Annotated in this window: 22 protein-coding genes; 8 read left to right on the forward strand and 14 right to left on the reverse strand. The window is 56.1% G+C overall.

Annotated elements, in window-relative coordinates; genetic code table 11:
• Window positions 1-22 precede the first annotated feature (22 nt).
• The 3 genes from A3709_RS25115 to A3709_RS20580 all read left to right on the forward strand — a co-directional run bounded on the left by A3709_RS25115 (window position 23) and on the right by A3709_RS20580 (window position 1,572).
• Window positions 23-433 (forward strand): hypothetical protein, encoded by a 411-nt coding sequence (locus tag A3709_RS25115; RefSeq protein ID WP_369795171.1) that lies wholly within the window; start codon window positions 23-25, stop codon window positions 431-433.
• 17 nt (window positions 434-450) lie between these two features.
• Window positions 451-909: a DUF11 domain-containing protein gene (locus tag A3709_RS20575; RefSeq protein ID WP_082850269.1), complete on the forward strand. Its 459-nt coding sequence runs from the start codon at window positions 451-453 to the stop codon at window positions 907-909.
• A gap of 63 nt (window positions 910-972) precedes the next feature.
• Window positions 973-1,572 (forward strand): DUF11 domain-containing protein, encoded by a 600-nt coding sequence (locus A3709_RS20580; RefSeq protein WP_197484325.1) that lies wholly within the window; start codon window positions 973-975, stop codon window positions 1,570-1,572.
• A gap of 300 nt (window positions 1,573-1,872) precedes the next feature.
• Here A3709_RS20580 and A3709_RS20585 read toward each other — a convergent pair whose 3' ends face one another.
• From A3709_RS20585 to A3709_RS20620, 7 genes are all read right to left on the reverse strand, one after another.
• Window positions 1,873-4,188: a proline-rich domain-containing protein gene (locus A3709_RS20585; protein WP_066059184.1), complete on the reverse strand. Its 2,316-nt coding sequence runs from the start codon at window positions 4,186-4,188 to the stop codon at window positions 1,873-1,875.
• A gap of 314 nt (window positions 4,189-4,502) precedes the next feature.
• Entirely contained in the window at window positions 4,503-6,191 is a 1,689-nt protein-coding gene (locus A3709_RS20590; RefSeq protein WP_197484326.1) for an amidohydrolase, read from the reverse strand.
• A 360-nt stretch (window positions 6,192-6,551) separates the two neighbouring features.
• Window positions 6,552-8,096, reverse strand: coding sequence for an arylsulfatase (locus A3709_RS20595; RefSeq protein WP_066059357.1), 1,545 nt, complete (start codon window positions 8,094-8,096; stop codon window positions 6,552-6,554).
• A 499-nt stretch (window positions 8,097-8,595) separates the two neighbouring features.
• Window positions 8,596-9,171 (reverse strand): HdeD family acid-resistance protein, encoded by a 576-nt coding sequence (locus A3709_RS20605; RefSeq protein WP_082850272.1) that lies wholly within the window; start codon window positions 9,169-9,171, stop codon window positions 8,596-8,598.
• 21 nt (window positions 9,172-9,192) lie between these two features.
• Window positions 9,193-10,089 carry a YegS/Rv2252/BmrU family lipid kinase gene (locus A3709_RS20610; protein ID WP_066059190.1) on the reverse strand — a complete coding sequence of 299 codons (897 nt, stop codon included), beginning with the start codon at window positions 10,087-10,089 and terminating at the stop codon, window positions 9,193-9,195.
• A gap of 52 nt (window positions 10,090-10,141) precedes the next feature.
• Window positions 10,142-10,672 (reverse strand): disulfide bond formation protein B, encoded by a 531-nt coding sequence (locus A3709_RS20615; RefSeq protein ID WP_066059194.1) that lies wholly within the window; start codon window positions 10,670-10,672, stop codon window positions 10,142-10,144.
• A gap of 138 nt (window positions 10,673-10,810) precedes the next feature.
• Window positions 10,811-11,530, reverse strand: coding sequence for a pseudouridine synthase (locus A3709_RS20620; protein WP_066059202.1), 720 nt, complete (start codon window positions 11,528-11,530; stop codon window positions 10,811-10,813).
• Window positions 11,531-11,548: 18 nt separating this feature from the next.
• Here A3709_RS20620 and A3709_RS20625 point away from each other — a divergent pair, with 18 nt between their 5' ends.
• Window positions 11,549-12,487, forward strand: a complete 939-nt coding sequence (locus tag A3709_RS20625; protein ID WP_066059204.1) for an LLM class flavin-dependent oxidoreductase — start codon at window positions 11,549-11,551, stop codon at window positions 12,485-12,487.
• Here A3709_RS20625 and A3709_RS20630 read toward each other — a convergent pair.
• Genes A3709_RS20630 through A3709_RS20645 form a run of 4 tightly spaced genes read right to left on the reverse strand, consistent with a single transcriptional unit; the run spans window position 12,447 to window position 16,893 of the window.
• A complete protein-coding gene (locus tag A3709_RS20630) occupies window positions 12,447-13,925 on the reverse strand; it encodes an acyl-CoA carboxylase subunit beta (RefSeq protein ID WP_066059207.1) in 1,479 nt (492 codons plus the stop codon). The genes A3709_RS20625 and A3709_RS20630 overlap by 41 nt on opposite strands.
• Window positions 13,922-15,154, reverse strand: a complete 1,233-nt coding sequence (locus A3709_RS20635; protein WP_066059210.1) for an MBL fold metallo-hydrolase — start codon at window positions 15,152-15,154, stop codon at window positions 13,922-13,924. Before A3709_RS20635 ends, A3709_RS20630 begins: the two co-directional genes overlap by 4 nt.
• 7 nt (window positions 15,155-15,161) lie before the next feature.
• Window positions 15,162-16,430: a sulfotransferase gene (locus tag A3709_RS20640; protein WP_066059212.1), complete on the reverse strand. Its 1,269-nt coding sequence runs from the start codon at window positions 16,428-16,430 to the stop codon at window positions 15,162-15,164.
• Between the two features lie 10 nt (window positions 16,431-16,440).
• Window positions 16,441-16,893, reverse strand: coding sequence for a VOC family protein (locus tag A3709_RS20645; RefSeq protein WP_066059215.1), 453 nt, complete (start codon window positions 16,891-16,893; stop codon window positions 16,441-16,443).
• A gap of 121 nt (window positions 16,894-17,014) precedes the next feature.
• On the opposite strand from A3709_RS20645, the gene A3709_RS20650 reads away from it, so the two are divergent.
• The 4 genes from A3709_RS20650 to A3709_RS20665 all read left to right on the forward strand — a co-directional run bounded on the left by A3709_RS20650 (window position 17,015) and on the right by A3709_RS20665 (window position 21,785).
• Window positions 17,015-17,761: an SDR family NAD(P)-dependent oxidoreductase gene (locus A3709_RS20650; protein WP_066059218.1), complete on the forward strand. Its 747-nt coding sequence runs from the start codon at window positions 17,015-17,017 to the stop codon at window positions 17,759-17,761.
• A 2-nt stretch (window positions 17,762-17,763) separates the two neighbouring features.
• On the forward strand, window positions 17,764-18,426 hold the full coding sequence (locus tag A3709_RS20655) for a TetR/AcrR family transcriptional regulator (RefSeq protein WP_066059221.1): 663 nt from the start codon (window positions 17,764-17,766) through the stop codon (window positions 18,424-18,426).
• The gene (locus A3709_RS20660; RefSeq protein ID WP_066059227.1) at window positions 18,426-20,441 is read left to right on the forward strand and encodes a DUF3604 domain-containing protein; all 2,016 of its coding nucleotides are present in this window, start codon (window positions 18,426-18,428) and stop codon (window positions 20,439-20,441) included. The genes A3709_RS20655 and A3709_RS20660 overlap by 1 nt, the downstream gene beginning before the upstream one ends.
• A gap of 126 nt (window positions 20,442-20,567) precedes the next feature.
• Entirely contained in the window at window positions 20,568-21,785 is a 1,218-nt protein-coding gene (locus A3709_RS20665; protein ID WP_066059230.1) for an NADH:flavin oxidoreductase, read from the forward strand.
• A 45-nt stretch (window positions 21,786-21,830) separates the two neighbouring features.
• Here A3709_RS20665 and A3709_RS20670 read toward each other — a convergent pair whose 3' ends face one another.
• Genes A3709_RS20670 through A3709_RS20680 form a run of 3 tightly spaced genes read right to left on the reverse strand, consistent with a single transcriptional unit; the run spans window position 21,831 to window position 25,200 of the window.
• Window positions 21,831-22,931 carry a Zn-dependent alcohol dehydrogenase gene (locus A3709_RS20670; protein ID WP_066059233.1) on the reverse strand — a complete coding sequence of 367 codons (1,101 nt, stop codon included), beginning with the start codon at window positions 22,929-22,931 and terminating at the stop codon, window positions 21,831-21,833.
• Between the two features lie 11 nt (window positions 22,932-22,942).
• Window positions 22,943-24,106, reverse strand: a complete 1,164-nt coding sequence (locus tag A3709_RS20675; protein WP_066059236.1) for a sulfotransferase — start codon at window positions 24,104-24,106, stop codon at window positions 22,943-22,945.
• Window positions 24,103-25,200: a DUF1214 domain-containing protein gene (locus A3709_RS20680; RefSeq protein WP_066059239.1), complete on the reverse strand. Its 1,098-nt coding sequence runs from the start codon at window positions 25,198-25,200 to the stop codon at window positions 24,103-24,105. Before A3709_RS20680 ends, A3709_RS20675 begins: the two co-directional genes overlap by 4 nt.
• Window positions 25,201-25,232 lie beyond the last annotated feature (32 nt).

Consider the following 25,232-nt stretch of genomic DNA (forward strand, 5'->3'; position numbering starts at 1 on the left):
TCTTCAAGCCCCTGACCTTGAAATAAGTAAAGCCGTTAACAGGAGCAATGCCAATGTTGGTGATAGGTTGATCTACACTTTGACCTATAACAACGCTGGTCCGACCCCCGCAACGAATGTTACGTTGATCGATAGCCTCCCCACCGACTTCGAGCCATCATCAATCACTGCAACCGGTGGCGTTACGGTGTCAGGCAGTAAGGTCGAATGGTCGCTGCCAGACCTCGCCCCTGGCCAATCGGGAGCAGTTAGCATTTCTGCGACGGTTGGCCTTGTTCCGGACGGGACAGAGATACAAAATCAAGCTCAACTGAATAGTCAGGAAAGTGTCCAAGCTAGTCTGAGTAATGTTGTTGTAACTACAGTCAGGAGCAATACATCACTTGTCGCGGATGCTTCTTCTCTGCCCAATACCCGCGGCCTGGTGATATAGTGTAATTTACTACCGAAATCGTTAATCAGACGTCCACAGCGGCTGAGAGTGTTGTGATCAGGGCGGACGTACCACAAAACACAAGCTACGTGTCGAACCTCGGTGGAGGTACATTAAGCGCAAACTCCGTGACATGGAATATTGGAACACTGGGCCCTCAACAATCCACCTCTGTGGTGCTTTCGGTAGAGCTTAGCAATAGCCTGAGCAATGGAGACTCGGTCGAGTTTGAAGCAAGCTTTGATTTTAGCAAGGGGCCAGAGGGCGGCGCGGGTCTCATCATATTTGTCTCAGAACAACCGGAATTAAATCTCACAAAAACCGCTTCGAGAAGTTTGGTTGCCGCGGCTGCCGGACAAGAAATTGTCTACACCTTGGATTACTCCAATACAGGCAGCGAGGAGCCCGACGCTCAGCTGATAGACTACCTACCAACACAAACGCAATTAGTCTCAGCAACTGGTAACTACATCTAGACTGGCAACAGAGTTAGCTGGAACCTCGGTAGCCTGCCGTCCAATGTCAATGGATCGGAATCCTTGACTGTTCTAGTACCAAGCCCTGCGAGCGGCAGTATTTTGAAGAACGTGGCAGAACTGGACGCCCAGCTTGGGTTGCCGGTAACTGCCTCTGCAAATGTCACCGTATCAAACCTGCCTCAGCTTAGAGTTGTGAAAACAGCCGATGTCGCTGTTGTTGAGCCAGTTGGTGAGATCACCTATTCAATCGACTTCGAGAATACTGGCGCGCTTCCGGCAGATGGCGTCGTTGTCGCGGACATCCTTCCCACTGGCACACGATTTAGTCTCTGTAGTGATAATTGTGTTCACGGAAAGGGGGCGCAAGTCTGGCAGGTAGGCAGGCTCCCCCCGGGACAGGCTGCGTCAGTTACCGTCAGCGTTGTGGCTGACCCGGGGGCTGCCAACGGTACCGTTATATCCAACAACGCCTCTATTAAGAGCGACAGTTCACCCACTGCATTGTCACCACTTGTAGAAACTGTTGTCCTCATCGATGGAGAAAATCCACGTCCGGCGCGCGTAGACACTCTTGCTTCAGTCTTCATGTTGCTATTGATGGTTTGCACCGGATTCATCGGGGCCCGGGCTGCGAAGCACTCTAACAGCGGAGTCAGGTAGCTCTATTGATAGTTGTCAGCTCGCCCAATATCTCTACTGTTGCAAGCAATGCCGGACTCCGCCAACAACGACATAGTGCAGACTTCAGACGCATGAAAAGGCACTGTTAAGCCGCGCTTCTCGGCTTAATTCATAACCCGTGGGCTAAGGGATCGCACAGGCGGGGTTTTCGCCACTGCGAGTTAGTTTTTGTGGGCTTGAAAGCAACCCCTCAGCCTTTAGGCCCTATCAATGTAACCAGTTGATGGTGAAACACTTATGCACGACGGTGGTGTTGGTTGTCATCCTCTAGCCCCTTGCCTATCTCTTAAACGTCGCCATCTTGCCTGAGCTCATACGCTGCCGCGCCTGCATGTGACGATCCATGTGTGCATGGTTGAAAGTTGCAGCCTGGTGCCCGCCCCCCTGGCTCTGTGGAAATGCCTTAGGTTGTGGTTTAGGCGCAGGTCTTGCAGTCGGCTTCACAGGCGGCATGATATGGTGCCCGTTGCCAGGTTTTACCGCCGGTCGGACGTGATGCCCCGTCTCTGGGTGTACCGCCGGCCTTGTGTGGTGATTGCCATTCGGAAGTGCGGCTGGGCGTGACTGCGGATTCACCAGCTTGTCAGGCAAGGGAGCCCTTCCATTGTCAGGCTTGATGGGCTTATTGCCGTCGACAGGTCTCCATTTATTATTATCGCGCAAATGCCACTGATTCCCATCATGACGCGCAACGCGGCCATTGGGATCAGCATAGAGATTGTTCTTCTTGTTCACCGACTGCCGTGTCTGCTTTAGGTCCTTATGTATTGAGGCCTGATCAACAATCCTGCGCTTATTCGCGTCATTACGGTATAGATTGGTCTTGTGATACGGCTTCGTCTTTTCGGCTTGTGCCAGAGTATGTCGACCAATACTAGTTGTCCGCCCTATATGGATATCACCTGTATTGATAGTGATGTCGTTGTGTCTGTAGCCGCCACCATAGAAACCGCCGCAACAACGGCCGGGGTGATACCCCCGCCCCCAGCCGCCATGCCACATAACGCCCGCGCGGTAAAAGGGCGCGCCCCAACTCACGCCATAGTTCCAGCCAAGCCAGGGGTTGTAGCCAACGTGGAAGCCCCAGGTAGGAGTACGCGGATAATAGACACGCCCGATATACGGCGGGTAATACCAGCCGGTGCCATACACCGGTACGCCGTAATAATTAAAGGACCATAGATACCCCGGGGTATATCCGACGTATACCACCGAAGGTGTCGACTGGTAGATATGTACATGTGTTGTGTTATACACCGGTGCAGATGGCGGAATAGAGGCAATATCCTCGTCAGGCACACTGTCGGCCACCTGCCACGGCCCCCGCGCATCCTTCGCAAAAAACCAAACTCCATTATCGACGGCATAGTAAGTGTCGTTAATACGCAGCACCTGCGCGTCTGTATTCAGTGCATAGGCTACTGACGTGCCTTTAATCGCCTTGAAGTCTGGTCTGCCATCGTAGCTAACGGTCAGAAACGCTTCACTTCGATCAATTGCTGCGGTCTGTGGAATTTGTGCATCTGCGACCGCCTCTTCGGCCTCCGGCGTACCGGCAACTGAGCTGCGCACACCACCAATATCTGACGCCGGCGGGATACGGGCGAAACTATCGGGCAGCTTATCGCCCCGGACGAATACCCAGGGGCCTTTTTCACTAGCTGCCCGGTACCAGCGGCCGGACAGCTGTACGTATACATTGCCTGTATTCAGGTCACGTATCCACGGCGTTTCCGTATTCTGCACGTAGAGCAACTGTCCGCCATCTAGACTGGTCCAACTCGGCGGTCCCGTGCTGACAATAAGTTCGGTCGGTTCGATGGCTGTAACGATGGCAGGCGCGTCCGCCACGCTATTGGTCTCTTCCTGATCTGCATCCTCAATCATCTGAACAAGGTCGCGCGGCGGATTGTCAGTAACCGTCCATGGGCCAAGCGGGTCAATGGACTTATACCAGGCCGAGCCATTAGTCAGGTAGAGGCGCTGGTTTTGGGTATCCCTAACGACCACCATTGCGGTATTCAAAGCGCGCTCATATCGCGTCTTTTCAACCGCTGAAAATCGTGGTTGGCCATCGAACAGCAGCAGAACGGCAAGTTCTTCGCGGAAGATAACCCGGGGGGGCGTATTATCGATCTCATTGAGGCTATCGTGCGCCTTCTGGTTGGCCGCCAGGCTGGCCGTCAGATCTGACAGCTTCATATGCATGGCGGTATCAGAAAACGCTCGTTCAATTGCCTGCGATAAACTTTGTTCCTGAAGGTCCTGGGCGTCTGGCCAGGATGCGCGATCTATATGAATATCGGTGAATGTAGCCTGGTCGAGCGCTCTGTCAGTCGTTACTCTAGCTGTAAACCAGGCCACGCCAAACACAGGCTCGTCAGCGTCGTGAAATTGGATAGATAGAGCTGACCGAGCGATAATAGAATCACGCTCTATCGCCTCTGGCTGCGGCTGATAGATAGTTATCTCACCATCGCGATAATCCACTTCCTGTGGCCACTCGTACGCATGTCCCGCGGCGCACCACAGGAAAAACGACAGCGCGCGGATATAGTTCTTGAGCAAATGGGCAGTTTGGAACAACGGCTTCATCAATATCCTTACCTCGTAAGCTCTTGGCACGCCTCGAAACTATAGTGCAATCTCTTCTAAAAGCGAGTGACACCTGGATGATTAAAGCACATCCAAAAATTTCACTCGGAGGCTACTCTGAGTTCCTGGGTTTCTGATCCTGGTAGTCAACTCATGCATTCCACGAGGAACGATTTAATCTCTCACCTAGAAAATCCCAGCAAGACTTCTCGCATTCAAAATGCTCGACCAAAGACAACCTAGACGACCTTTAAACGCCTTCGTAGCGGGACTATGCTATTAGACGCATGCACGGGCAAACTGGCAACGGTGTTCTATCTTCTTGAGTTATAGTGAAGCGCCCCCCTGTGCACGACAGCCTTCACTTCGACGTCCTTCAAACGCATCGAATCAACATTAAGTGGGTTTTCAGCCAAAATGGTGAAATTAGCCACCTTACCGGTCTCGAGAGAGCCGATCTCAGCTTCCAGATTAAGGGCTCGCGCGGCGTCGATGGTGATCGCGCGCAGTGCATCATATACCGAAATCCGTTGATCCTGAGACATCTTGGTACCCTGCGATGTCGTACGGTTGACTGCGGTCCAGGCAAGTGTCAAGGGTTCTACGGGCGCCATGGAAAAGTCCGAATGAAAAGACAATGGAATTTCTCGTTCCACCAGTAGTTTAAGTGCCACGAGATTCTCTGCGCGCTTATTTCCCAAACCGTGTTCGGCATATTTGTCAGCCAAAGCCCACAAATAGTAGGGGTTCACTGATGCCTCCATACCAATAGCGGCCATCTGATCCGCCATTGCTGCCGTAAAGTAGCCCATATGGTGTAGAGTAAAGCGGTGGTCTGCACGAGGGTTGTCTTTCTGTAGGCGCGAGACATTGTAAATAACCATCTGCTGGCCCAGGTCACCATTTGCATGCACATGAATCTTGTAGCCGTTGTCCCAATACATTTTCACCTGCTCGGCGAACAGCGGAAGCGGGGTCATCCACTCACCCTCGTGGCCGTCGGTATAGCCATCTACCATCTGCATTAACTGAGAATATATAGCCCCATCGGCAAATAGCTTCACCTGCTTAGGAAGGAATCGGATGTTTTTCGTGCGAAAGTCGTCACTGATCGCGAGGCCTTCGATGAACGCCATTGCTTCCTTGTTGCCGCCCTTCATGGCGTACAACTGCGTTCCGCTCGGGATCAGATACACATCATAAGGTGGTTCATTCTCCATCTCTGATTTCAGCAGGGCAAACTCAAGTTCAAAGTTTGAGCTCGGAAAACCCGGCTCTGCGATCGTCGTAATGCCGTTCTTTTGCAGTATCTGAGACATTACCGCCAGTCCCTGAAGATACTTCTCTGGCTGCAACATAGCTGGAGCCATAGTTGGCACCAACGCAAGCCAACCGCCTTCATAGAAATGCCCTTTCTCCCAGTTGACCTGTGGATTGGCAGCAAAGTCCTCCTCTATGATCCCAAGTTGTCCTATCGCAGCGTCGTTCAGGTAGATTTCGTGAAACGATCGATGGATAACTCCGACGGGCTGATCTCCTGCAATTTGATTAAGAGCCTCTCTGGATAACGAGCCATGCCATAACTGGTGAAAACCCCATATGAAGTATATTTCATCAGGCTGGGCATTTTCCGCGATAGATTCTGTAATTCGACGGCGAAAGCCCTCTTGGCCTGTCACCCCTCTTTTAACGCCGGATGGGAGCTTCCAGTCGTAGGGGGCGATGATCTCATTCTGGAGCATTACGGCGGCTAGAGATGGATGTAAATGGGGCTCAATGAAACCGGGCATAAGTGTTGCGCCCGCGAGATCAACGTAAGCCGCATCACTGCCAGCGTGTTTTTTCGCCTCATCTAGCTCACCGATAAAAACGATGCTCCCATTTTTCTCAACGACTGCCGCGGCAACGACAGGCTTATCCCCCGCCATAGTTAGCACATCGCCATTGTGATAGACCGAAGCCGCAGCAAGGCCTTGCTCCTTTGCATTCAACGTCACAGCCATGTCTTGCTGACAGCCTGCTAACAGAAGTAGTAATAATATTATCGCAAATCTCAATGCGGCCTCCCTTCTGGTGATTTGGACGAACTGGAAAAATACTGCAAGCCGGCAAGTGTGCATGAAGCAATTAAACTTTTCGCAAAGGTGCACATTGGGCCTATGCTTGCACTTAACATTGAGTGATTGTCGTCATGGCTATGCTTGTAGTGTGGCAATACCTGCATGTCACAGTTCAAAACTTACAAGCTTTCCCACCCCTTGATGTGACACCTCCCAGGAGTTGAACCCTGGGAGAGCGTCTGAAAGGGCAATGACTGTGGGACCTACATCAGGCATTCACTAACGCAAAACGCCTGTACCGCATTACTGCCGGGGCTTATTGACAAACTGTTCGACAACATTTGACATATCAAAGGTTTTGCCGCCCTGTACGGGTGGATATTCTGCCAAGGTCTGCAAATGCTGTTCCATCAGTTCGCCCATTGGCTGCAGCAACCAAGAGACTTTCTGCAGCAGGTGACCGTATGAATCCGAGTTGCTATAACTCTCATAGGGGTCCATGCGGATATTGAAGACAAGCGGAACGGTTCTGGGAACCACGTTGGCGTAGTAGTCTTCTTTAGTCGAAAAATGAAACTTCCATGGCCCCATCCGAACCGCCGTGAGCTTACTCTCGTAGTAGTGGAAGATGTGGTTGCGATTTGATACGTCTGTCTCACCTAACCAATAGCTCAGATTGTTCACGCCATCGATGTACTGCTTCTTCTCTTTCATCATTTTCTCAGCGACGTCCGGAACGCCGGCTGCGGCAGAGAGTGTGGTGAAAAGATCTTGATGACCCTGAATGCCCGTCAGCTTACTGCCAGCAGCGATTTTGTCGGGCCATCGCACCATCAAAGGAACCCGTACGCCGCCTTCATAGGTTGTCATCTTCTCACCGCGGAAGGGTGTGGTGGCACCATGGGGCCATGACGCGTGCTCTGGACCGTTATCTGTGGAATAGAGGACAATGGTGTTCTCACTCAAACCTTGATCATCCAGCCAGTCGAGGACGATACCCATATCATGATCATGCTGAAGCATGCCGGCGCCGTGGTAATCTGCCTCGCTGGTAATCGTTTCAACTCTCTCCAGCCACTCGTTACCAATCCGGGTGTAGAGGTGCATACGACTGGTGTTCAGCCAGACAAAGAAGGGTTCATCAGCCGCTTTCGCATCTGCCATAAAACGTAATGCCTTGGGTATGACCTCTTCAGCATCGAAATTTTTCATGCGCTCCTGCGTGAGCGGACCGGTATCTTCAATCGTCTGTTTTCCGATCCGGCCAAACCGAGGCTCGACGGTTCGGTCCGTTTTCGTAGTCGCATAGGAGTGGATCACACCCCGCGTGCCGAACTTTGCCTCATAGGTTTCCAGATCGCCGGAATAAGCTTTAGCAAAATTCTGGTAATCGCGCTGCTCAGACTCTTCCTGTGTATTCAAGTGATAAAGGTTACCGAAGAACTCGTCGAATCCATGAACCGTCGGCAGGTGCTCGTTACGATCGCCTAGATGGTTTTTACCAAAATGTCCGGTGCGGTAGCCCTGCGCTTTCATCACCTCCGCCAAAGAAGGAGACTCCTTCTGTAAACCCAGTGCATCACCTGGCTGGCCTACCGTTGTCATGCCTGACCTAATTGGATACTGGCCGGTGATAAAAGCAGCTCGACCGGCCGTGCATGAAGGCTGTGCATAGTGGTCCGTAAACAAAACCCCTTCGGTCGCGATTCTGTCTAGGTTAGGGGTGTTATACCCCATCACGCCATGATTATAGGCGCTGACGTTAGACCAACCGATATCGTCACCCCATATAACGAGAATATTTGGTGGGGCTGCGTAAACCACTGTTGGGAGTATCAACAACGCCATTACCCAACTAACCTTGAGACATTTTTTGAACATGTGTACGTACCTGTAATCATTATTAACCCATGTAGAAATAGCACCAACCTCTCTCTAAATCCAGAAAAATAAATGCTCGGTCACAATAAATAGGCCAACGACCAAAGCTTGACGGGTTTGCCGGAAGAAAACGGGCGCTTAGCCACTTCGCAGGTGTTTCTCTTTGCTGCCGGGCCCGGAGCAGGCCCGCAATAACTATGAAGACGCAATGGGCATTGCGCACATTTTCCATTCCCATAGCCATGGAGCAGCACAATCAACGGCATCGCCCGAGCATCGGCAGGCTCAGGAATAAACATATGAGCATCACGCGCTTGGATACGAATGATATGGCGAGGAGCAGCAAAATCCTGAGTAGTGGCTTCGCTGCCCTGAGCCCGCTCAGCAAAGACGCTGAGCGAGAGCAGTGTAAAGCAGGTGAGGGGGCTGATGGATGCAATGGGACGGCCCCTGAGATGCAACAGCGTTAGGCGGTGGCCCGGTCTATCTCCTCATCGATAGCCTTCGCCGCCCCGCGCGCCATGGCGCCAAAGGCAATCATTGTGAATCCCGATACCAGCAGGCGGATGCCTACCATAAGCCCGACCAGCCACACCGCGGAACTGGGGAACTGGTTATAAACCATGATGCCCAGTATTAGTCCGATAATGCCGTTGAAAATCAACCAGCCGGAACCTGGCTCTGGCCGCCAGCGAATACCCTGGATAATGGCGAATACACCGTCCACCATAAACCAGACGGCGAGGAAGAGCGTGATAGTGGCGAGCCCTGCGCCCGGCTGGGTCATGAGCGCAATGGCGCAGATGCCTGCCAACAGACCAAAAGCAAATCGCAGCACCCCGCTGCCGAATGAATGCGATTGGAACGCAAATACCAGCTGTGCAATCGCCGTCACCAGCAACACCAGGCCAAGGCCGATGGTGATGGCCACACCGGTGGCGAACGGCATGGCGATCGCCAGTATACCCATTAATAATACGGCGATACCCAACCAGGTGGCCGTCCGTGTGCCTGCTTTCGTAACGTCTGTCACTGTGCCCATGAGAAATTCCTCCGTGAGCAACTAATAGACGACATCCAGAGCACTGTCAAAAACCTCGAAGCTGAAGCGATGACCCGTAATCGGTTCTCCGTCGAGATTAATATGGAGGAGTTGCTCTGATTCAAGCGTGAAAGCTTTTGCCTGGCGATACATCACCAGCTTATTGTTCGGGTTCAGCGGCGTCTGGATTTCTGCCAGCGCCCTGGCAGGGTCGGTTAGCGCGCCCTCTGTGAGTAGCATCAGATCCAATAGTCCGTCCGCCGGGTCCGCTGCAGGCGCTACCTCGAAGCCACCGCCGGCGAGCCGACTGTTGCCGACCGCCATTAACAGCATACTGTAGGGAATCGCAGGTTGGTCCGGGAGCAGCAAGGCGCCGGCGTAAGGTTTCATATCCCATAACTTCACCAGACCGTTGAGGGTATAAGCCAGGCCGCCGAGGTGGCGCTTAATATCTTGTGGAGTGGTTGCGGTTACCTCTGCGCCGAACCCGCCACTTGCAACATTGATAAAGTGACGACCGTTAACAGCCCCTATATCCAGTGGCCGGGGCTTCCCTGTGGCGGCCAGATACAAGCAGGCCTCAAGATCGTCACAGGGTAATGCCAGACCATGAGCAAAATCATTGGCAGTGCCCAACGGCAGAATGCCCATACTGACGCTCTGGCCAGTCTTGCGATAATTGACCAGTGCATCTGCGACTGCATTGAGAGTGCCGTCCCCTCCCCCGGCAATAATGCGGCTATAGCCTTCCCGCAAAAGCGCTTTCACGTGCTTGCGCTTATCGCGTTTGTTCCAGGGAATCCGCACCAGCAGGTCTACCCCGCGCCGGCGCACTGCTTTAACAGCGGCCTTTACCTCCGGGCGATTGGCGGATTTGCGATGTAGCAGCAGTACCGGTTGTTGCTTGCGTTTTCTCATCGCAGGACGAGGCCTCTCTTTGCGTAACCGAGGAACATTGTCGTAGTGCGTGTTATGCCGGCTTGCGAATGACCAGCCCCAGCGCCAACACCGAAATGACCACCAGCACCGAAGATGCGCCCACCAGCATTTCTGCCATGGTTATCCCAAATGGCATCATCGGGGTAAACCCACACAGGGTCTTTACCTCAAACATTGCCGGAAACCACGCATCCAGTGCGAACCAGTCGGGGAAGTTGAGAAAAATTTCACAGGTGCCGTCACCGCGCCGGTTCTCAACATCCCACAGGAATTTACAGCGCTCCCAAAGACCGGCCATACACACGATGGCCAGCACGTGGCCGGTAAGGTTAAGCCACTTTCTTGCCGGCATCACACACATCATTATGGCAAGCAAGGTAAACGCTGCCACCCAGATGCGGGTGTGAATACACACCTGGCAGGGAGGATCGCCAATCACATACTGGTAGTAGAGGGCCACAGCCTCCATGAAAATGCCGAGCAATGCCAACGCGGCCCAGTAGCCTTTGCTGGTGAAAAATGCGGCAATCGAGGCCCAGATGCTGCTGGCGGATGTGTTCATAAAATGCTCTCTCTTGAGCGCGCTAGTATAACGGTTAATCCACAATAAATATGAACAGCTTGTGGATGACTCTTGTAGAACCCTAGGAAAACCGGCCACAGGCTGCGTCAGCATTGGCCTAGCGGGACACTGGTCAGATCATGACCATTGCGCCGGCAGCTGCGGCGCAATCGCTTTCGACTGCCCGGGCGCCAGTGCATCGTCGAGTTCAAAGGGGCCAATCGCATAACGATGCAAGGCGAGCACTTCATTGTTAAACCGGCCGAACATGCGCTTGATCTGATGATAGCGCCCTTCGCTTAGGGTCACGTCGGCCTCGTGAGTTCCGTCCGACGCCAAGGGTGTCAGCCGCGCGGGCCGTGTGACTATATCTTCAAAGCCAAAATGCATGCCCTTTGCAAAGGCGGTCACCATGTCCGCTGTGACCGGGTCGCGCAATGTGACCCGGTAGCGCTTGATCACGCCCGAATCGGCGTCACTTAACCAGCGAGAAAAGCGCCCGTCATTAGTCAGGAGCAGCAAGCCCGTCGAATTAAAATCGAGTCGCCCGGCGATATGCAGGTCTGTATCCCTGCCCTCTTCGGGAATGAGATCCAGCACGGTAGTGTGGCGACTGTCACGAGTCGCACTCACTACGCCTGCTGGTTTATTCATCATCAAGTAACGGGGCCGCAGGTTCTGGAGAATGTCACCGTCCACCTCCACCCGGGTGAACGGGCCGATGCGGTGATTGGCATCCGCGGCAATATCGCCGTCGATGCGAACCCGACGCTGGGCGAGAAGATGCTTCACGCTGCGGCGGGGAATCCCTTTGCGCGCACTGATAAATCGATCGAGTCTGGCGTGTTTTGACGGCATGCGCGCTATTATACTGGGATGACACAAGAAACAAGATTACATATCGGCACCACACCCTGGGACTGGTCGGCGGTCAGGGAAGGCCCTGGCATATCCAAACAGGCCCGTACCGCCGAACAATACGGCTTCGATTCGTTCTGGCTTCCCGAGAGCCACTTCAGCGGCGGGCGCAGTGTCCCCGCCCCGCTGCTATTACTGGCCGCAGCAGCGGCAGCCACCTCGCGAATTGAACTGGGCTGTGTCTCCTACCTCTTGCCAATACGCAACGCGGTGCTGGCCGCCGAGGAAATTGCTGTGCTGGACCGATTGAGCGAGGGCCGTCTTATCCTCGGCCTCGGGCGGGGTATTGCGCCTGCGATGTTTGAAGCATTCGGGATTGATTCTGGCGACAAGCGCGCACTGTTTGCCCAGCGCCTCCAGCAGATCCGCGATCTGTGGCAAGCCGATGGTGCGCTCGGGTTGGCTCCCCTGCCCCTGCAGACGCCGGAGCCCAGACTTTGGGCGGCGGCCCTTGGACCCAAAGCCCTGCAACAGATAGCCCTTCTGGGGCTGCCCTATCTGGCATCCCCCCTGGAGTCTTTTGACCTTCTTGCGCAGAATTTGGCTGCGTATCGGCGCAATGCGCCGGCCGAGGCTGTGCGCATCACCCCGATTATGCGCACCGTTTTTATCGCCGAGAGTAGCCGCGCCGGCAAAGCGCTTGAGGAAGGGCTGGCCCGACAACTGCGCGCTGCGGGCAAGTTTGCCGATCAGCAGATAGAAGACGTGGCAATTATCGGGTCAGCGGAATCCGTTCATGCACGGATCGACCTATACCGGGAAGCGCTGGGTATGACACACCTGATCTTGCGCGCCGGCCTCCCAGGTGTGAGCGCCACCGAAGAGCTGGACAGCGCATGCAAGCTGCTAGAGATGTTCAGTCAGCCGAATACGGATGTCGATGCAATACATCGATGATCTCATCGCGCAGCGCCACAGGACTGACAATTTTATCGAACGCCATAGAATCGGCCGGAACCCACGCGCCGGATTGAATATCCTGCATTCTGGCTGACTCATCCGCTGTCGCCTTGGCAGCGGCATCGCCACCAATCGCTGGCACGCCCCCCAGTGATACGGAGGGCAACGCGAGGTTAATCGCCTGTCCGTCCCAGGGGTTCATGCCCATCGCCGAAGAACCAAACCCAAACCCCTTGCGCAGCGTCACGACAATTTTCTGACCCCGGTAGCGACGCTGCGCGGCAAACATCTTACCGGCAGCCTTGAGAATGCCGTCCCGTTCCGATTGCGGTCCGGGCATCGCGCCGGGGTTATCCAGCATGAACACCAGGGGCAGACCAAAGTGGTCAGCAACTTCAATAAAATGGGCAGCTTTCTCTGCCGCCTGCGTGGTAATGGCACCCGCCAGCGCTGCCGGCTGATTGGCGATGACCGTTGTCGGTATACCACCAATCCTGGCAAGAGCCACAACCAGCGAGCTGCCATAACCCGACTGAAGTTCAAACACGGTCTCTCGATCTGCGACGGCGTCTATCACCCGCCGCACGTCATACGCTCTCTGGCCATCAGGGGGGATTATGTCGAGCAATGCATCTGTCGCGCACTTTTCGGCGCCCGGTTGTGCCTGCGGTGCTGTGGTAATTGCACCGGCGACCAGGCCGAGGAAATAGCGCGCCTGGTCGATGGCCTCGTCCTCCGTGGCGGCTACATTGTGAACCACCCCGCTCTGGGTTGCGTGCATCTGCGCGCTGCCCAGCTCCTGTGGCGAACACTCGATACCCAGCGAGGCTGCGACCAGTGGCGGCCCCGCGGTAAACAGCGCAGCGTCCTCGAGCATGATGATGAAATCGGCGAACATACCCGTCAGGGCGCCGTGCCCAGCCGATGGGCCCATGATCATGCTGACCACAGGTACTTTTCCCTTGAGATCAGCCACCAGTTGTAGGTCGTTTGGCGTATTCGGATAGCGCTCGAAGCCGTTACTGGCGCGCTCCCCGGCACCTTCAAGCATGAGCACCAGGGGCAGTGATTGCTGTGCGGCCAGCGTTACCAGACGTGCCCGTTTTGCCGCATTGGCATGCCCGATAGAACCGCCCTTTACCGTAAAGTCCTCAGCCAGGACCACCACTGTCTGGCCGTGTACCGCGCCGGTACCTCCCACCACACCGTCTCCCGCCAACGGCGGTTCGCCATTGGGGTGATTGTCGCCGGCAAGGGCACCTATTTCGTTGAATGAATCCGGGTCGAGAAAACGCGCAACGCGTTCGCGCGCAGTCAGCCGTCCCCTGCCATGCTGCCGGGCAACGCGTTCCTCGCCGCCCATGGCTTCAGCACGCGCCTGGCGCTGGTTAAGATCCTGCAGCAGACTTTGCCACTGTTCCCGGTTGCTACTCATGACAGGCCACCTTGATGACGAAGCCATGATTGTAACCAGAAGTTATCGCTTTGCTCGAGCAGGGCAGCGTGAATACGCTCGTAGAGCACCTTGGCGTCGCCGCTCGTGTGAGGCACCAAGTCGAGCAAATGCAGAGCCTCTATCAGTTCTCCTGCCCCGGCCTTCTCTTCGGCCCGCTGGACCACTGCGCTTATGCCGCCGGCCATCTCGACGAGGTCTGCATGAATGCTGCTCGCTGGCACGGCATAGAGTTCTGTGGTGGAGCGATGGTGGAACCAGCCGGCGTAGTTTTCCCAGATCGCGCGCACACCCCAGGCGACCTTGCCGTAGCCCTGCCCTACCTCCAACTCCGGAGGCAGGCTGATGTCGCACATAAGCGTATGAACATCTTTGCCGGCGTTCATGCCGGCCACGGTCTCGTCGTGCACATGCATAATCGCACCGTATAGGGCGTCGAGCTCATCTGCGATTAATTGTGCACCTCGCACCGGACCGTGGTGCCCATAGCAAATCATCTCGGGTTCTAGATCACGAATGCGCTTCACGGCTTCAGCCACCACCAGTGCATCTCGATAACGATCCCCGCGTATCGTGACCAGGTTAGGAAAGTGTCCGAAGGGGCAGCCGAACAAATTACCCGTAAAGCAGATCTTGTGCTGCGGCAGCCAGACGATGACCGAATCGTTGGTTTCGGCGCCGGGAATGGCTATCACCTCGAACCGGGTATCCCCCACCTCAAAGACATAGGCGTCTTCAACCAGCACATCTGGCTGCGGCGTATCCTGCGCTGGGAAGTCGGTGTAATCCTGTGATTTATAGTACTCAAATGCAGCGGCGAACTTCTGGGTAAAAGCGAACGCAGAGCGCCCGGCACGAAACGGCGCCAGGCGCGCGTCGTAGGCCTGATGCTCTGGGTTGAGTGCGCCGGCTATGACTTTCAAGCCGGGGTGTTGTTCGCGGAAATAGGCCGTGCCACCCACATGATCAACATGTCCCTGGGTGAGCACCAGCGCCTGCACTGGCGACGTAGAAAAGTCGCGAAAATTGGCGCTGATCACCGGTGCTTCCATGCCCATGCCCGTATTGATCTGGACCGCTCCGGCGCTTGTCTCAACCAGGTAGGCATTGGAGAACGCCTCGGACAAAACGATAAAATCATTGATTCGCTCGCCGCCAAATCTGGCCGGGTTTGGCTCAACAGGCCGCTGCTTGTATATCGGGTTACGCATAGTGAACTTACTCGCCGGCCTCAACCTGGATGGGGAATTGTTCAAAGTAGAAAGCGAAGCGTTCACGAAGCGCGGCCGGTGTAACACCGAACTGACCAGCCAGGTCGTAAACAACTTCGCCATGCTTGCCGCGTGGATGCGCCTCAATAAATGCCTGTAGCTCTGCCTTGGCCTGCTCGGTCATGGGTAATCCTGCCCGTGCATAAATGGCTTCCACCATGCCCAGATCATCGGCCATGAACTCGTGGAAGAGCACATCGATACTGCGCTGTGGATCGAGGGCCGGACGATCCTGCATACAGGCCCTCAACAGGTGCTCTACCCGATCCGCCCAATAGTCGAGGATCGCCGGCGGATCGATGGATTCACGCGACATTCTCTGGCCATATGCCAGCATGGTCACCGCGGATTGAATGACCGATACCGGGTCACGATGCGTCACCGCGATCGTGGCATCGGGAAACACCGCCTGCAAAACCGGCAGTTGCTCGAGGTGCTGCGGGCACTTGAGCACCCAGCGGGTGTGGCTGCCATCGTCACCGTCCTGCCAGGTCAATATCTTGAGTACGGTTTTCATATACTCGTAGTGCGGCGTCTGGTCAGAGCGATAGTAATGATCACGCCACTGTGGGCTGTGACACAGCCATTCAAAGTTATAGGACGCGAAGTCGGGCCCCATTAACTCCAACTCCTCATGGATGTGATCGGGGTCCATGGGATGCATCGCCGCCAGATGTGGCACAGTCTGCTGCGTGACGGCCCAGGCGTCGGCACAGCGCTGATAGCGTGGATCGGTGCCGTCAGGCAGAAGCTGCTCACCGGGAACGGGTACCGGCTCATAAGACTCCCACAGCGGCAATGACCTAAACCGGCTGTCGGCAGCCATCAAATTAAGCAAATGTGTCGTCCCCGAGCGGGGCAGACCCGCCACAATAATGGGCTGCTTAATCTGGATATCGTGTATTTCCGGGTGCTTGTTCAACACATCCTGAATGAGCAGCCTGCTGCGGGCGTACAACAGCAATTTATTGCGCAGACTGAGGCGGCCCAGATTGTTGAGGCCGGTGTCAGCCCCCCACTCCGCACAGAGCAGATCCAGTCGAGCGCGAAAATCTGGTTCGCCAAAATCGTTGAGGGCCAGCGCTTCGCTGGCCTCATCAAGGATTGCTGCAGCATCGAGCTCGACATTCAGTGTCCTGCCGTAGTCGTGGATAGATTGCTGCAGATCAGTCAGCTGCGGTGCAGCGAGGTCATCGATATGAATGCTGTTGGTCACGGCACTGGATCTACGCGGAATGATTTTCAAACAATTCCAGGATCACCGGATCGCCATCGCGTTCCAGATAAGAGGCCGCCATGCCCTCTGCAAATCGCTTGTACCAGATTTGATGGTAGCCATGTGTCGCCAACTCCTTTACTTTCGCATCGACATCGACGACGACGAAACGCAGATGATGCAGGCCTTCATGCCCTGCCTCGAGAAACTCCTTGTGCGGTGTCTCACCAGACACCCACTCAATGAGTTCGATTTCCACATCACCGCTGTTACCGAAGGCAATCTTCAGAGAACTGACTTCGGGGCGCCCCCTGTAGTCCCACTCCATATCGGCAGCCTCCATCACGGTAAACTCGCCGAATAAGGGCTGATAGCGCGCTACTGCTTCTTCCAGGTTTTTCACTACAAAGCCGATCTGGTTGACGGGCGGCAGATCAAGTTCCGCTGCGACCGTTGTCTGCATAAGGTTTCTCCTATTAAAGCAGCGGGGATTTAGCGAGAGTAAAAAACTAGAACACTTGTTTTATTAATACAAGTGTTTTAGTTTTTTGTGGCAAGCGTATTTAAACCAGAGGCAAACAGATATGGCAGGCATTCAATACGACTACCGCGGGGCTAGCGTGCTCGTGACCGGCGGGACCAGCGGCATCGGTCTGGCAACAGCGCGGGCTTACGCCGACACAGGTGCCGACGTTACTATAACCGGGCGCAAGCAAAGTGCGGATCAGTACGATGTCGACCTGACCGGGCTGACCTATCGCCAACTTGATGTAAACAGCCGCGAGGATGTCATTGCCTTGGCATCTGACCTCGGCCGCCTGGACATTCTGGTCAACAATGCGGGCGGCGCCCAGGCCGATGAATGGGGGCACAATGGCTTTGAGCAATCCCTGAACGTCAATCTCAATAGTGCTTTCCATTTGAGCCAGGCCTGCAAGTCCTTGTTGGCCGCGAGTGAATTCAGCGGCGGTGCCAGTGTGATCGGGATTGCCTCGATGACCACGTTTTTCGGATTCGAATGGACGCCAGGCTACGGCGCTGCCAAGGCTGGCCTGTCGCAGCTTATGAAAACCCTAGGGCTAAGCTGGGGCCCGGAAGGCATCCGGGCCAATGCGGTAGCCGCAGGCTTTACCCGTACGGGACTCACCGAGCCAGTGTTTCAGCACAACCCGGAGATGGTAGAAGGCATGTTCTCCCGTCAGGGCCTGAAGCGGGCGGGCACGCCAGAAGATATTGCGGGTGCCGTTTTGTTTTTGNCCTCCCCCGCCGCAGCATGGATCACTGGGCAGACGCTGGCCGTCGATGGCGGCTACTCCACCGGCATGGGCTAGGCATGGAAAAACGCGAGCAAAACAATGCACGCACCCGTCAGCGCCTGCTGGAGGCCGCCGTATCCCTTTACGGCAGCCGCAGTATTGACTCGGTGTCACTGCGCGAAATTGCCCTGGCCGGCGGACAGAAAAACCCGAATGCGCTGCAATATCATTTCGGTGATCGCGACGGCCTGTTACAGGCGATTGTGGACTTTCATGCCAGTGGTATTGGCGCGCGCCGCCAAGCTTATTTTGAGCGTGCTGGCAGCGGCGAGTGGGCGCCGGCGGAGGCGGTATCCCGCTGCCTCATTATGCCGATTATTGAGTATGTTGAGGCCAATGCAGCCGGACTGGACTTCGTCAATATTGTCTCGCAGTTGGCGACAAGCAACCACGGCGTCTATGGCCTGGGGAGCCCTGCGGCCGTCAGCTTTCCCCGTCCGGCTGCACTGGCTGAGCTGTTCGACGCAGCCTTCGCAGGGCTGCCGCCCGAACAAATACAGCAGCGTATCTACCTGATTGTTGATACGGCCTTTCATGCCATTGCCAACATTTTCAAGGCCAGCAGGGAGCTACCGGCACAGAGCCCGCTGGCTGATCGCCACGCCTTGTGCGAACAGCTGTTAGCCATGGTTCACGCTTTTATTGTCACGCCCGCTATCTCTGGAGCAGACGCCAAGTGATGAAACGTATTGTCCTGGGTGTACTTGGCGTCATAGTGCTCGCCGCTACCTGGCTGTGGCATACCTGGGATCAGCTCTCACTCCAACCCACGGCCAGTGAGTGGCAGCCACCGGCGGCGGCAGCGGCCGCACAACAGCCCCAGTCGCGTGAATCCTGTCGTAACAACAACCCGCTGCGCCAGCCGTTCTTTGGCGACCTGCATGTGCACACCAGTGTGTCCTTCGACGCCCGTTCGCGCGATATGCTCGGTGATGTAGATAGCGCCTACCGCTTCGCCCGCGGGATGCGCGTGCAACTGGCTCCCTACGATGCAGCGGCAGAGGATGCCCGCTTTGCCCAGCTCCCCACAGCGCTCGATTTCGCTGCTGTTACCGACCATGCAGAGTGGGTGGGAGAAGTCTTTGCCTGCTCGCAACCAGAGCATCCCGCCTACACCAGCGAAGCTTGCCGTGCTTACAGACAACGACCTGAGAGCAATCCGGGCAGCGACGGCCCTACCGTGGGTGGCGAAGACGCCAACCGGTTTCGCAATGTCATGGGCTTTGGGGATCGCAACAAAGCGATTTGTGGCCCGGACAACCAGTATTGCAGGGACGCGCTTAAGCAAGCCTGGGAGATTAATCAGGCGGTGACAGAAGCCCATTACGATCGCAGTGCCGACTGTGAGTTCACTACATTTCACGGTTACGAATACAGTAACTCGGTCTCCATGAGCAAAGTGCACCGCAATATTCTGTTTCGCAATGAGATTGTGCCGGAGTTGCCGGTGTCGTCCCTGGAAGAGCCGGATATTGTGCGCCTTTGGGAAAAAATGGACACCCTGTGCAACCAGACCGACGGCGGATGTGAGGCTATATCCATACCCCACAACCCAAACGTCTCCAGCGGACGCATGTTTTATGTGCCTTACCGGGACGAGCCACGGTCCGAACAGCAGCGCCTCGCCAGCCTGCGTGCCCGCATGGAGCCGGTGGTGGAAATGATGCAAATCAAGGGCGAATCGGAGTGCCGCCCGGGCATGTGGAATGTGGTGGGCGAAGATGAATGGTGTGATTTCGAAAAAATTCGCGGTCTGGATTGGCAGGCACCCGAGGATTGTGAAGACGGTTACTCCGCTGGCGCCATCATCGGGGTCAACTGTCAGTCGCGCCTCGACTTTGCGCGCTATGCGTTGTTGGAAGGTGTTGCAGAGGAGGCGCGCATCGGCGTCAATCCCTACCGGTTCGGCATGGCGGGCAGTACCGACACCCATAACGCACTGCCGGGCGCAGTGTTAGAGCAGGACTATCCCGGATGCTGCGGCGAGGGCGATGCCACCACCCTCTCGCGCCTGAACAATGCGCCCGGTTTTGCCGGCAAGCCGGTGACCTACCGCAATCCCGGTGGCCTGATGGGCGTATGGGCAGAGGAAAACAGTCGTGACTCGCTGTTTGATGCCATGCAGCGGCGTGAGGTTTTTGCCACCAGCGGGCCCCGTATTGTGCCCCGCCTGTTTGCGGGCTGGGACCTGCCGGCATCCATCTGTGACAGTAGCCAGGCTGAGGCAGGCTATGCCGGCGGCGTGCCAATGGGAGCGGTACTGCCCGCGACAGCAAAACAGGACGCCCCCTTGTTTGTCGCCAGTGCCGTCGCCGATCCCCGTAGCTATCCACTGCAGCGACTGCAAGTCATTAAATTGTGGCGCGGCGCCGACGATGCATTTCACCAGGCCGTGTTCGACATTGCCGGTGGTGATAATGACGCCAGCGTCGACCTCGACAGCTGCGCCGCGACTGGCCGCGGCCACGCCGAGTTTTGTGCGACCTGGCGCGATCCGGATTTTGATCCTGCACAGCCAGCCGTGTACTACACGCGTGTGCTGGAAAACCCCAGCTGTCGCTGGAGCTGGCAACAATGCCTGTCGCTGCCAGAAAGAGAGCGCCCCGAGGCCTGTTCTGACCCTGGCCTACCCAAGATCATCCAGGAGCGTGCCTGGACGTCACCCATCTGGTACCAGGGCGCGTCCGACGAGTAGTCACGGGGTCGACATAAACCGCCGGTGGATCCCGGCACGGGTATCGCTGGCTGAACCGTCGAGGTTTGACCTGAGCGCGAATACTCCATACCGTTTAGTACGCTATATGCACACGAGATCCTGGCCATGAACGACGATTTAAAACGGGCGTTTTCTCCCGCAAAACTCGGCAAACTCGAGCTGAAAAACCGTATTCTCAAGGCCGCTACCTACGAGGGGAAATCACCCGACGGTGTGCCGGGCGAACTGCTGCTGGATTTTCACAAGCAGATCGTCAGCGGCGGCACAGCGATGACCACCATTGGCTATTGCACGACCGAAGCCGACGGACGCATCAACGATCAGATGACGTGGATGGACGAGCAATTCAGGCCCCAGTACACCGACCTGATCGCCGAACTGAAGCGAACCGCTCCAGGCGTTGCGGTTTCAGGCCAGATGGCCCATTGCGGCAACTTCTCCAAAAACAGCAAGCTGCAGCGACTCAAGCGCCCCATGGGGCCCTCCCGCCAGCTGAACATGCTCGGCATTTCTGCCGGCATGCCGTTTGCGGGCGCCATGAAAATAGCCGACATCGACTACCTGGTGCAGACCTACTACGACGCTGCGGTGTTTATGAAAAGCGTCGGTTTTGACGCCATCGAGATTCACTTCAGCCACGGCTACGGCCTGTCGCAGTTCATCAGCCCCAGAACCAATCGACGTACCGACGAATACGGCGGCTCCCTGGAAAATCGCATGCGCCTGCCCCTGCGGGCACTGGATGCAGTGCGCCGCGCGGTGGGCGACGATTTTCCCATACTGGGCAAAATGGGCATGACCGACGGTGTTAAAGACGGCCTGCAGTTTGAAGAAGCCCTGGAAGTCGCCACCATGTTCGACAAAGCAGGCATCGATGCGTTGATTTGTTCAGGCGGCACCAGCAGTTTCAATCCCATGGTGTATTTCCGCGGTGCCACCCTGGACAAAGGCATGCTGGAGGTAGAAACCAATCCGATCGCGCGGCTCGGCCTGAAATACTATGGCCCGCGCTTGTTCCGCTACTACCCGTACGAAGAAAACTTTTTCCTTGATAAGGCAAAGCAGATCCGAGACCGGGTCAACTGCCAGATGGTTTACATTGGTGGCTGCACTGAACTCGACAGTGTGGCGACGATCATGCGAGAGGGCTTTGATTTTATCCAGATGGGAAGACCACTGGTGAAGGACCCTGCCTATGTAAACAACGCCATGAGCAACCCGAATTACCGCAATAACTGCAGCCACTGCAACAAGTGCGCCTCACTGATCGAGGCCCCCGGGGGTATTCGCTGTGTGGAAAACGACGCGGTGCAAGTGCAATAGCACGACGGCGGAAGGGGCTGATCGCTACCCGCCACCGGCGGGAAATTATATCTCGATGACGGTACGAATGCCCCGGCCCGATTCCAGATCCGCAAAGCCTTCATTGACCTCGGACAGAGGCCGTCGCGCGGTAATCATGCTCGCCATATCCAAGTCGCCTTTGCCCCACAGGCGCAGCAGGCGTGGAATTTCAAACAGCGAGTTGGCCGAGCCCAGCAGACAGCCGCACAACTTTTTTTCCAGCGCCTGAAACAACACCACATTGGGCAGTGTGAGATTTTCTTCCAGAGCGGGTGAACCGACAATTACAGTGGTGCCGCCCATGCGCGTGAGTAACACGCCCTGCTCCACCAGCGCCGCACTTCCCGCGGCCTCGAACACATAATCAACACCAATGCCGCCCGTCAGCGCATGCACCAGTGCAGCCAGGTCTTCCGCTTGCGGATCTATGACGTGGGTGGCCCCAAAATCCGCAGCTAGTGCCCGTCGCTCCGCCACGGGATCCGAGGCGATAATCACCGATGCTCCGGCAATTCTCGCCCCTTGAAGCGCCGCCATACCGACACCGCCGAGCCCGGTCACGAGACAGGTGGCGCCCGCCTCCACCGCCGCGGTGTTGAGAACAGCTCCCACACCGGTTTGCAGTGCACAGCCAATCACACAGGCGACATCCAGGGGAATGTCGTCGTCAATCCTAACCGCGCCAGTGGCCGGCAGCGTCACGTACTCTGCCAACGCACCAATGCCGCAGCCGCGCAGCACCGCCTGCCCCTGGCGACTCAATCCGCTCTCGCCGTCGGGCAGCAAACCGGACATGATGCTCATGGCATTGGTGCACAGGTGTTGCTGGTCGCGCTGGCAGTAATAGCAGTGGCCACAGGGCGCACAGGGTGTTAGTACCACGTGGTCGCCCGGCGCCAGGTGGGTGACGCCGGCGCCCACGGTTGACACAATGCCCGCCGCCTCGTGCCCGGGAACCATAGGCCCCATCAACGGTGCCTTGCCAGTGACAAACCCGAGATCCGAGCTGCACAAGCCGCAGTATTTGATGTTGACCTGAACCTCGCCTGCACGGGGAGGAATCACCTCGAGATCATCGACGATCTCGATGGGCTGGCGTGCCGCACTGAGTATGGCTGCTTTCAAGGTGAGCTCCTTCAGCCGCTGATCGGCCAGCGTGGGTCGTCGGTGTAGAAAGCAAACCGCTCCGCAATCATCTGGGCGCTAAGCCCATAGTCCTGTAAGCGGTACTCGTGTTTACCGTGCTTGCCCTTGGGGTTATTGTCGACATGGGCTTGCATGGCATTGCGGCCAGCGTCGGACATGTGCAAGCTGAAGCTGTCGTATACCTTCTGCACCACGGCCATATTGTCATCGACAAATTCTTGCTGGGAACAATCGATAAAACACTCGCTGGGCAGTTTGGCACGGCTGGCGAGGCCGCGTTCCAGCGACATCGCGTACCACTCCATAACGCTGCGACCCATCTCGGCCATATCGATATGACTGTAATCGCCCAGGTACATGTCCAGCACGACTTTGTTGAGGCTGTTAATGGAGGGGATGACTTTCTGCGGATCGCGGTGACACCAGATGAAGCGCGCGTCAGGGAACACCTCAAGTATCTGTTCAATGCCAAACATATGGGCCGGCGCCTTTAACAGCCACTGCTGCCCCGGGTTGCGCCAGTTCAGCAGTTGCATCACTTTCTTCTGGAACGCGTACAGGGGTGTCAGGTCCTGTGCCAGCAACCAGCTGCGGTAGGGCTCGAGCATAATTTCAAAGCCCAGCTGCACACCGTGAAACGCATAGGCGTGCAGGAGCACGCACTCTTCTGGCGTATCGGCATCCACATAGTGGATTTTGGCAAACTCTGAGTTGCGTGACTCTTCCAGAGCCTTGGCCAGGTAATCATAGCGAGGGTCTTTATCGCCTGGCGCACTGCCGGGCCAGGGATCCGGAAACTGCACTTCCCACTGCAGGGGCGAGCGATTTTCCGGTGCCACTTCCAGCAGATTGAGCAGCGCTGAAGTACCTGATCGCGGCAATCCGGTGACAAAAATCGGCGCATTGATCTCCTGATCTTGCCAACCTTCCACCGTGTTCAGCGCATGCTCGAGTTTCAGTCGGGTGGCTATCTGGTAAACCACGCGCTCATAACAGCGTTGACGCCCCTCCGGATCGCGCACGTGCTCATCGTAAGTAGCCAGCAGCGCATCGAGCCCCTCGCGGCTGAAGCCATCACCAAGATCGCTGAAGCCAGTTTGTTCATGTGCCGCCGCTATGGCGACTTGTGCCTCAAACAACGGGCCGTTAGTCATACCAGATCTGCCTGCTTCATCACTTTTACGTCCAGCAGCGGATGGTGCTGGGCACCAATCCAGCGCCAACACATAGTGCCGATATTATGTCCAGCTGTTTCCACCCAGTTGGGCACACCGGGGTCGCGATGCGCAATCACCACCCGCACGCTGCCATCGGGCTCGTAGTGGGCAGTGTGCTTATTGAAATGAATCTGGTGATAGCGGTAATCCAGCGACTCCATCCACCAGTTGTCCAACTGGAAATTCCAGGTCTGGCACTCGGGAATCTCAGGCGCGGTAATCACCATGACCTCATCATCCGCCAGTTCCCAGGCGCTGTGAAAATAGAAAATATTGGGATCTCCGCCAATCGACTGGCAGTAGTCCTGATCCGCAGGAGGCAGATCGTTCATTGTTGGCAGGAAACTCTCCGCCCAGTTTTCGAACATGGTCGCTGCACCGTGTACCCACAGGCTGGCCCCCTGCAAACCGCGCACGACTTTTTCGGGCGAAAGCGGCCGGGGACGGTCTTCCTCAGCGCCAATGCGCTCAATCTTGAGATCAGCAGCGACTTCGTTGACGCGGTCCTGGAACGTCTGACGCACGGTAATGGAATTTGAATCCTCGCCCATGGGCAGCCAGTTGCCTGGCTTTTCGGTGCGACTGATAATGATTTCAAAGCTTCCATCGTCAGCTATTTCAAGCTCGCGATGATCGATATGCCCGGTGACTTCCATGGTGCCACCAGAACCATACTTGTTGATGATGGAGCTGATACCGAGGTAGTTGACTGTATTGCGCTTACCGGTGATGCGGTAGTCAAACTCGGAGCGAATAGCGGCGCTTTCATAGCGATTGTCAGGATTATCCGCTCCCAGCTTAATCGTTTCGTGGGCGCCACAGCGCAGCACCGGGAACATGGGATCGGAGAACTCAAGATAGCTCTCCAGGCCACCGCGCAACAGGCGTGTCAGGTAGCGATACCCCTCTGCCTGGTTGAAAGCGTCCCCGGGGGCTTTCTCGCTGCGAATAATTCTGCCCGCTTCTTTCAGGGAGTCACAGAACTCGTCCCAGGCGGATCCATCGAGGATCTTCTGTTCGGCATCTGACATAACTCGCTCCTATGTGTGTAATTATTAGTCTT

Origin of the sequence: Halioglobus sp. HI00S01, assembly GCF_001635445.1 — a bacterium.
Lineage (GTDB): Bacteria > Pseudomonadota > Gammaproteobacteria > Pseudomonadales > Halieaceae > Halioglobus > Halioglobus japonicus.

Coding starts and splice junctions, on each gene's coding strand:
- A3709_RS20605 (WP_082850272.1), bottom strand. CDS start 9,171: ATGGGCACAGTGACAGACGTTACGAAAGCAGGCACACGGACGGCCACC.
- A3709_RS20615 (WP_066059194.1), bottom strand. CDS start 10,672: ATGAACACATCCGCCAGCAGCATCTGGGCCTCGATTGCCGCATTTTTC.
- A3709_RS20590 (WP_197484326.1), bottom strand. CDS start 6,191: ATGGCTGTGACGTTGAATGCAAAGGAGCAAGGCCTTGCTGCGGCTTCG.
- A3709_RS20635 (WP_066059210.1), bottom strand. CDS start 15,154: ATGCGTAACCCGATATACAAGCAGCGGCCTGTTGAGCCAAACCCGGCC.
- A3709_RS20680 (WP_066059239.1), bottom strand. CDS start 25,200: ATGTCAGATGCCGAACAGAAGATCCTCGATGGATCCGCCTGGGACGAG.
- A3709_RS20595 (WP_066059357.1), bottom strand. CDS start 8,096: ATGGCGTTGTTGATACTCCCAACAGTGGTTTACGCAGCCCCACCAAAT.
- A3709_RS20655 (WP_066059221.1), top strand. CDS start 17,764: ATGGAAAAACGCGAGCAAAACAATGCACGCACCCGTCAGCGCCTGCTG.
- A3709_RS20620 (WP_066059202.1), bottom strand. CDS start 11,530: ATGCCGTCAAAACACGCCAGACTCGATCGATTTATCAGTGCGCGCAAA.
- A3709_RS20665 (WP_066059230.1), top strand. CDS start 20,568: ATGAACGACGATTTAAAACGGGCGTTTTCTCCCGCAAAACTCGGCAAA.
- A3709_RS20630 (WP_066059207.1), bottom strand. CDS start 13,925: ATGAGTAGCAACCGGGAACAGTGGCAAAGTCTGCTGCAGGATCTTAAC.
- A3709_RS20585 (WP_066059184.1), bottom strand. CDS start 4,188: ATGAAGCCGTTGTTCCAAACTGCCCATTTGCTCAAGAACTATATCCGC.
- A3709_RS20625 (WP_066059204.1), top strand. CDS start 11,549: ATGACACAAGAAACAAGATTACATATCGGCACCACACCCTGGGACTGG.
- A3709_RS20660 (WP_066059227.1), top strand. CDS start 18,426: ATGAAACGTATTGTCCTGGGTGTACTTGGCGTCATAGTGCTCGCCGCT.
- A3709_RS20610 (WP_066059190.1), bottom strand. CDS start 10,089: ATGAGAAAACGCAAGCAACAACCGGTACTGCTGCTACATCGCAAATCC.
- A3709_RS20645 (WP_066059215.1), bottom strand. CDS start 16,893: ATGCAGACAACGGTCGCAGCGGAACTTGATCTGCCGCCCGTCAACCAG.
- A3709_RS20675 (WP_066059236.1), bottom strand. CDS start 24,106: ATGACTAACGGCCCGTTGTTTGAGGCACAAGTCGCCATAGCGGCGGCA.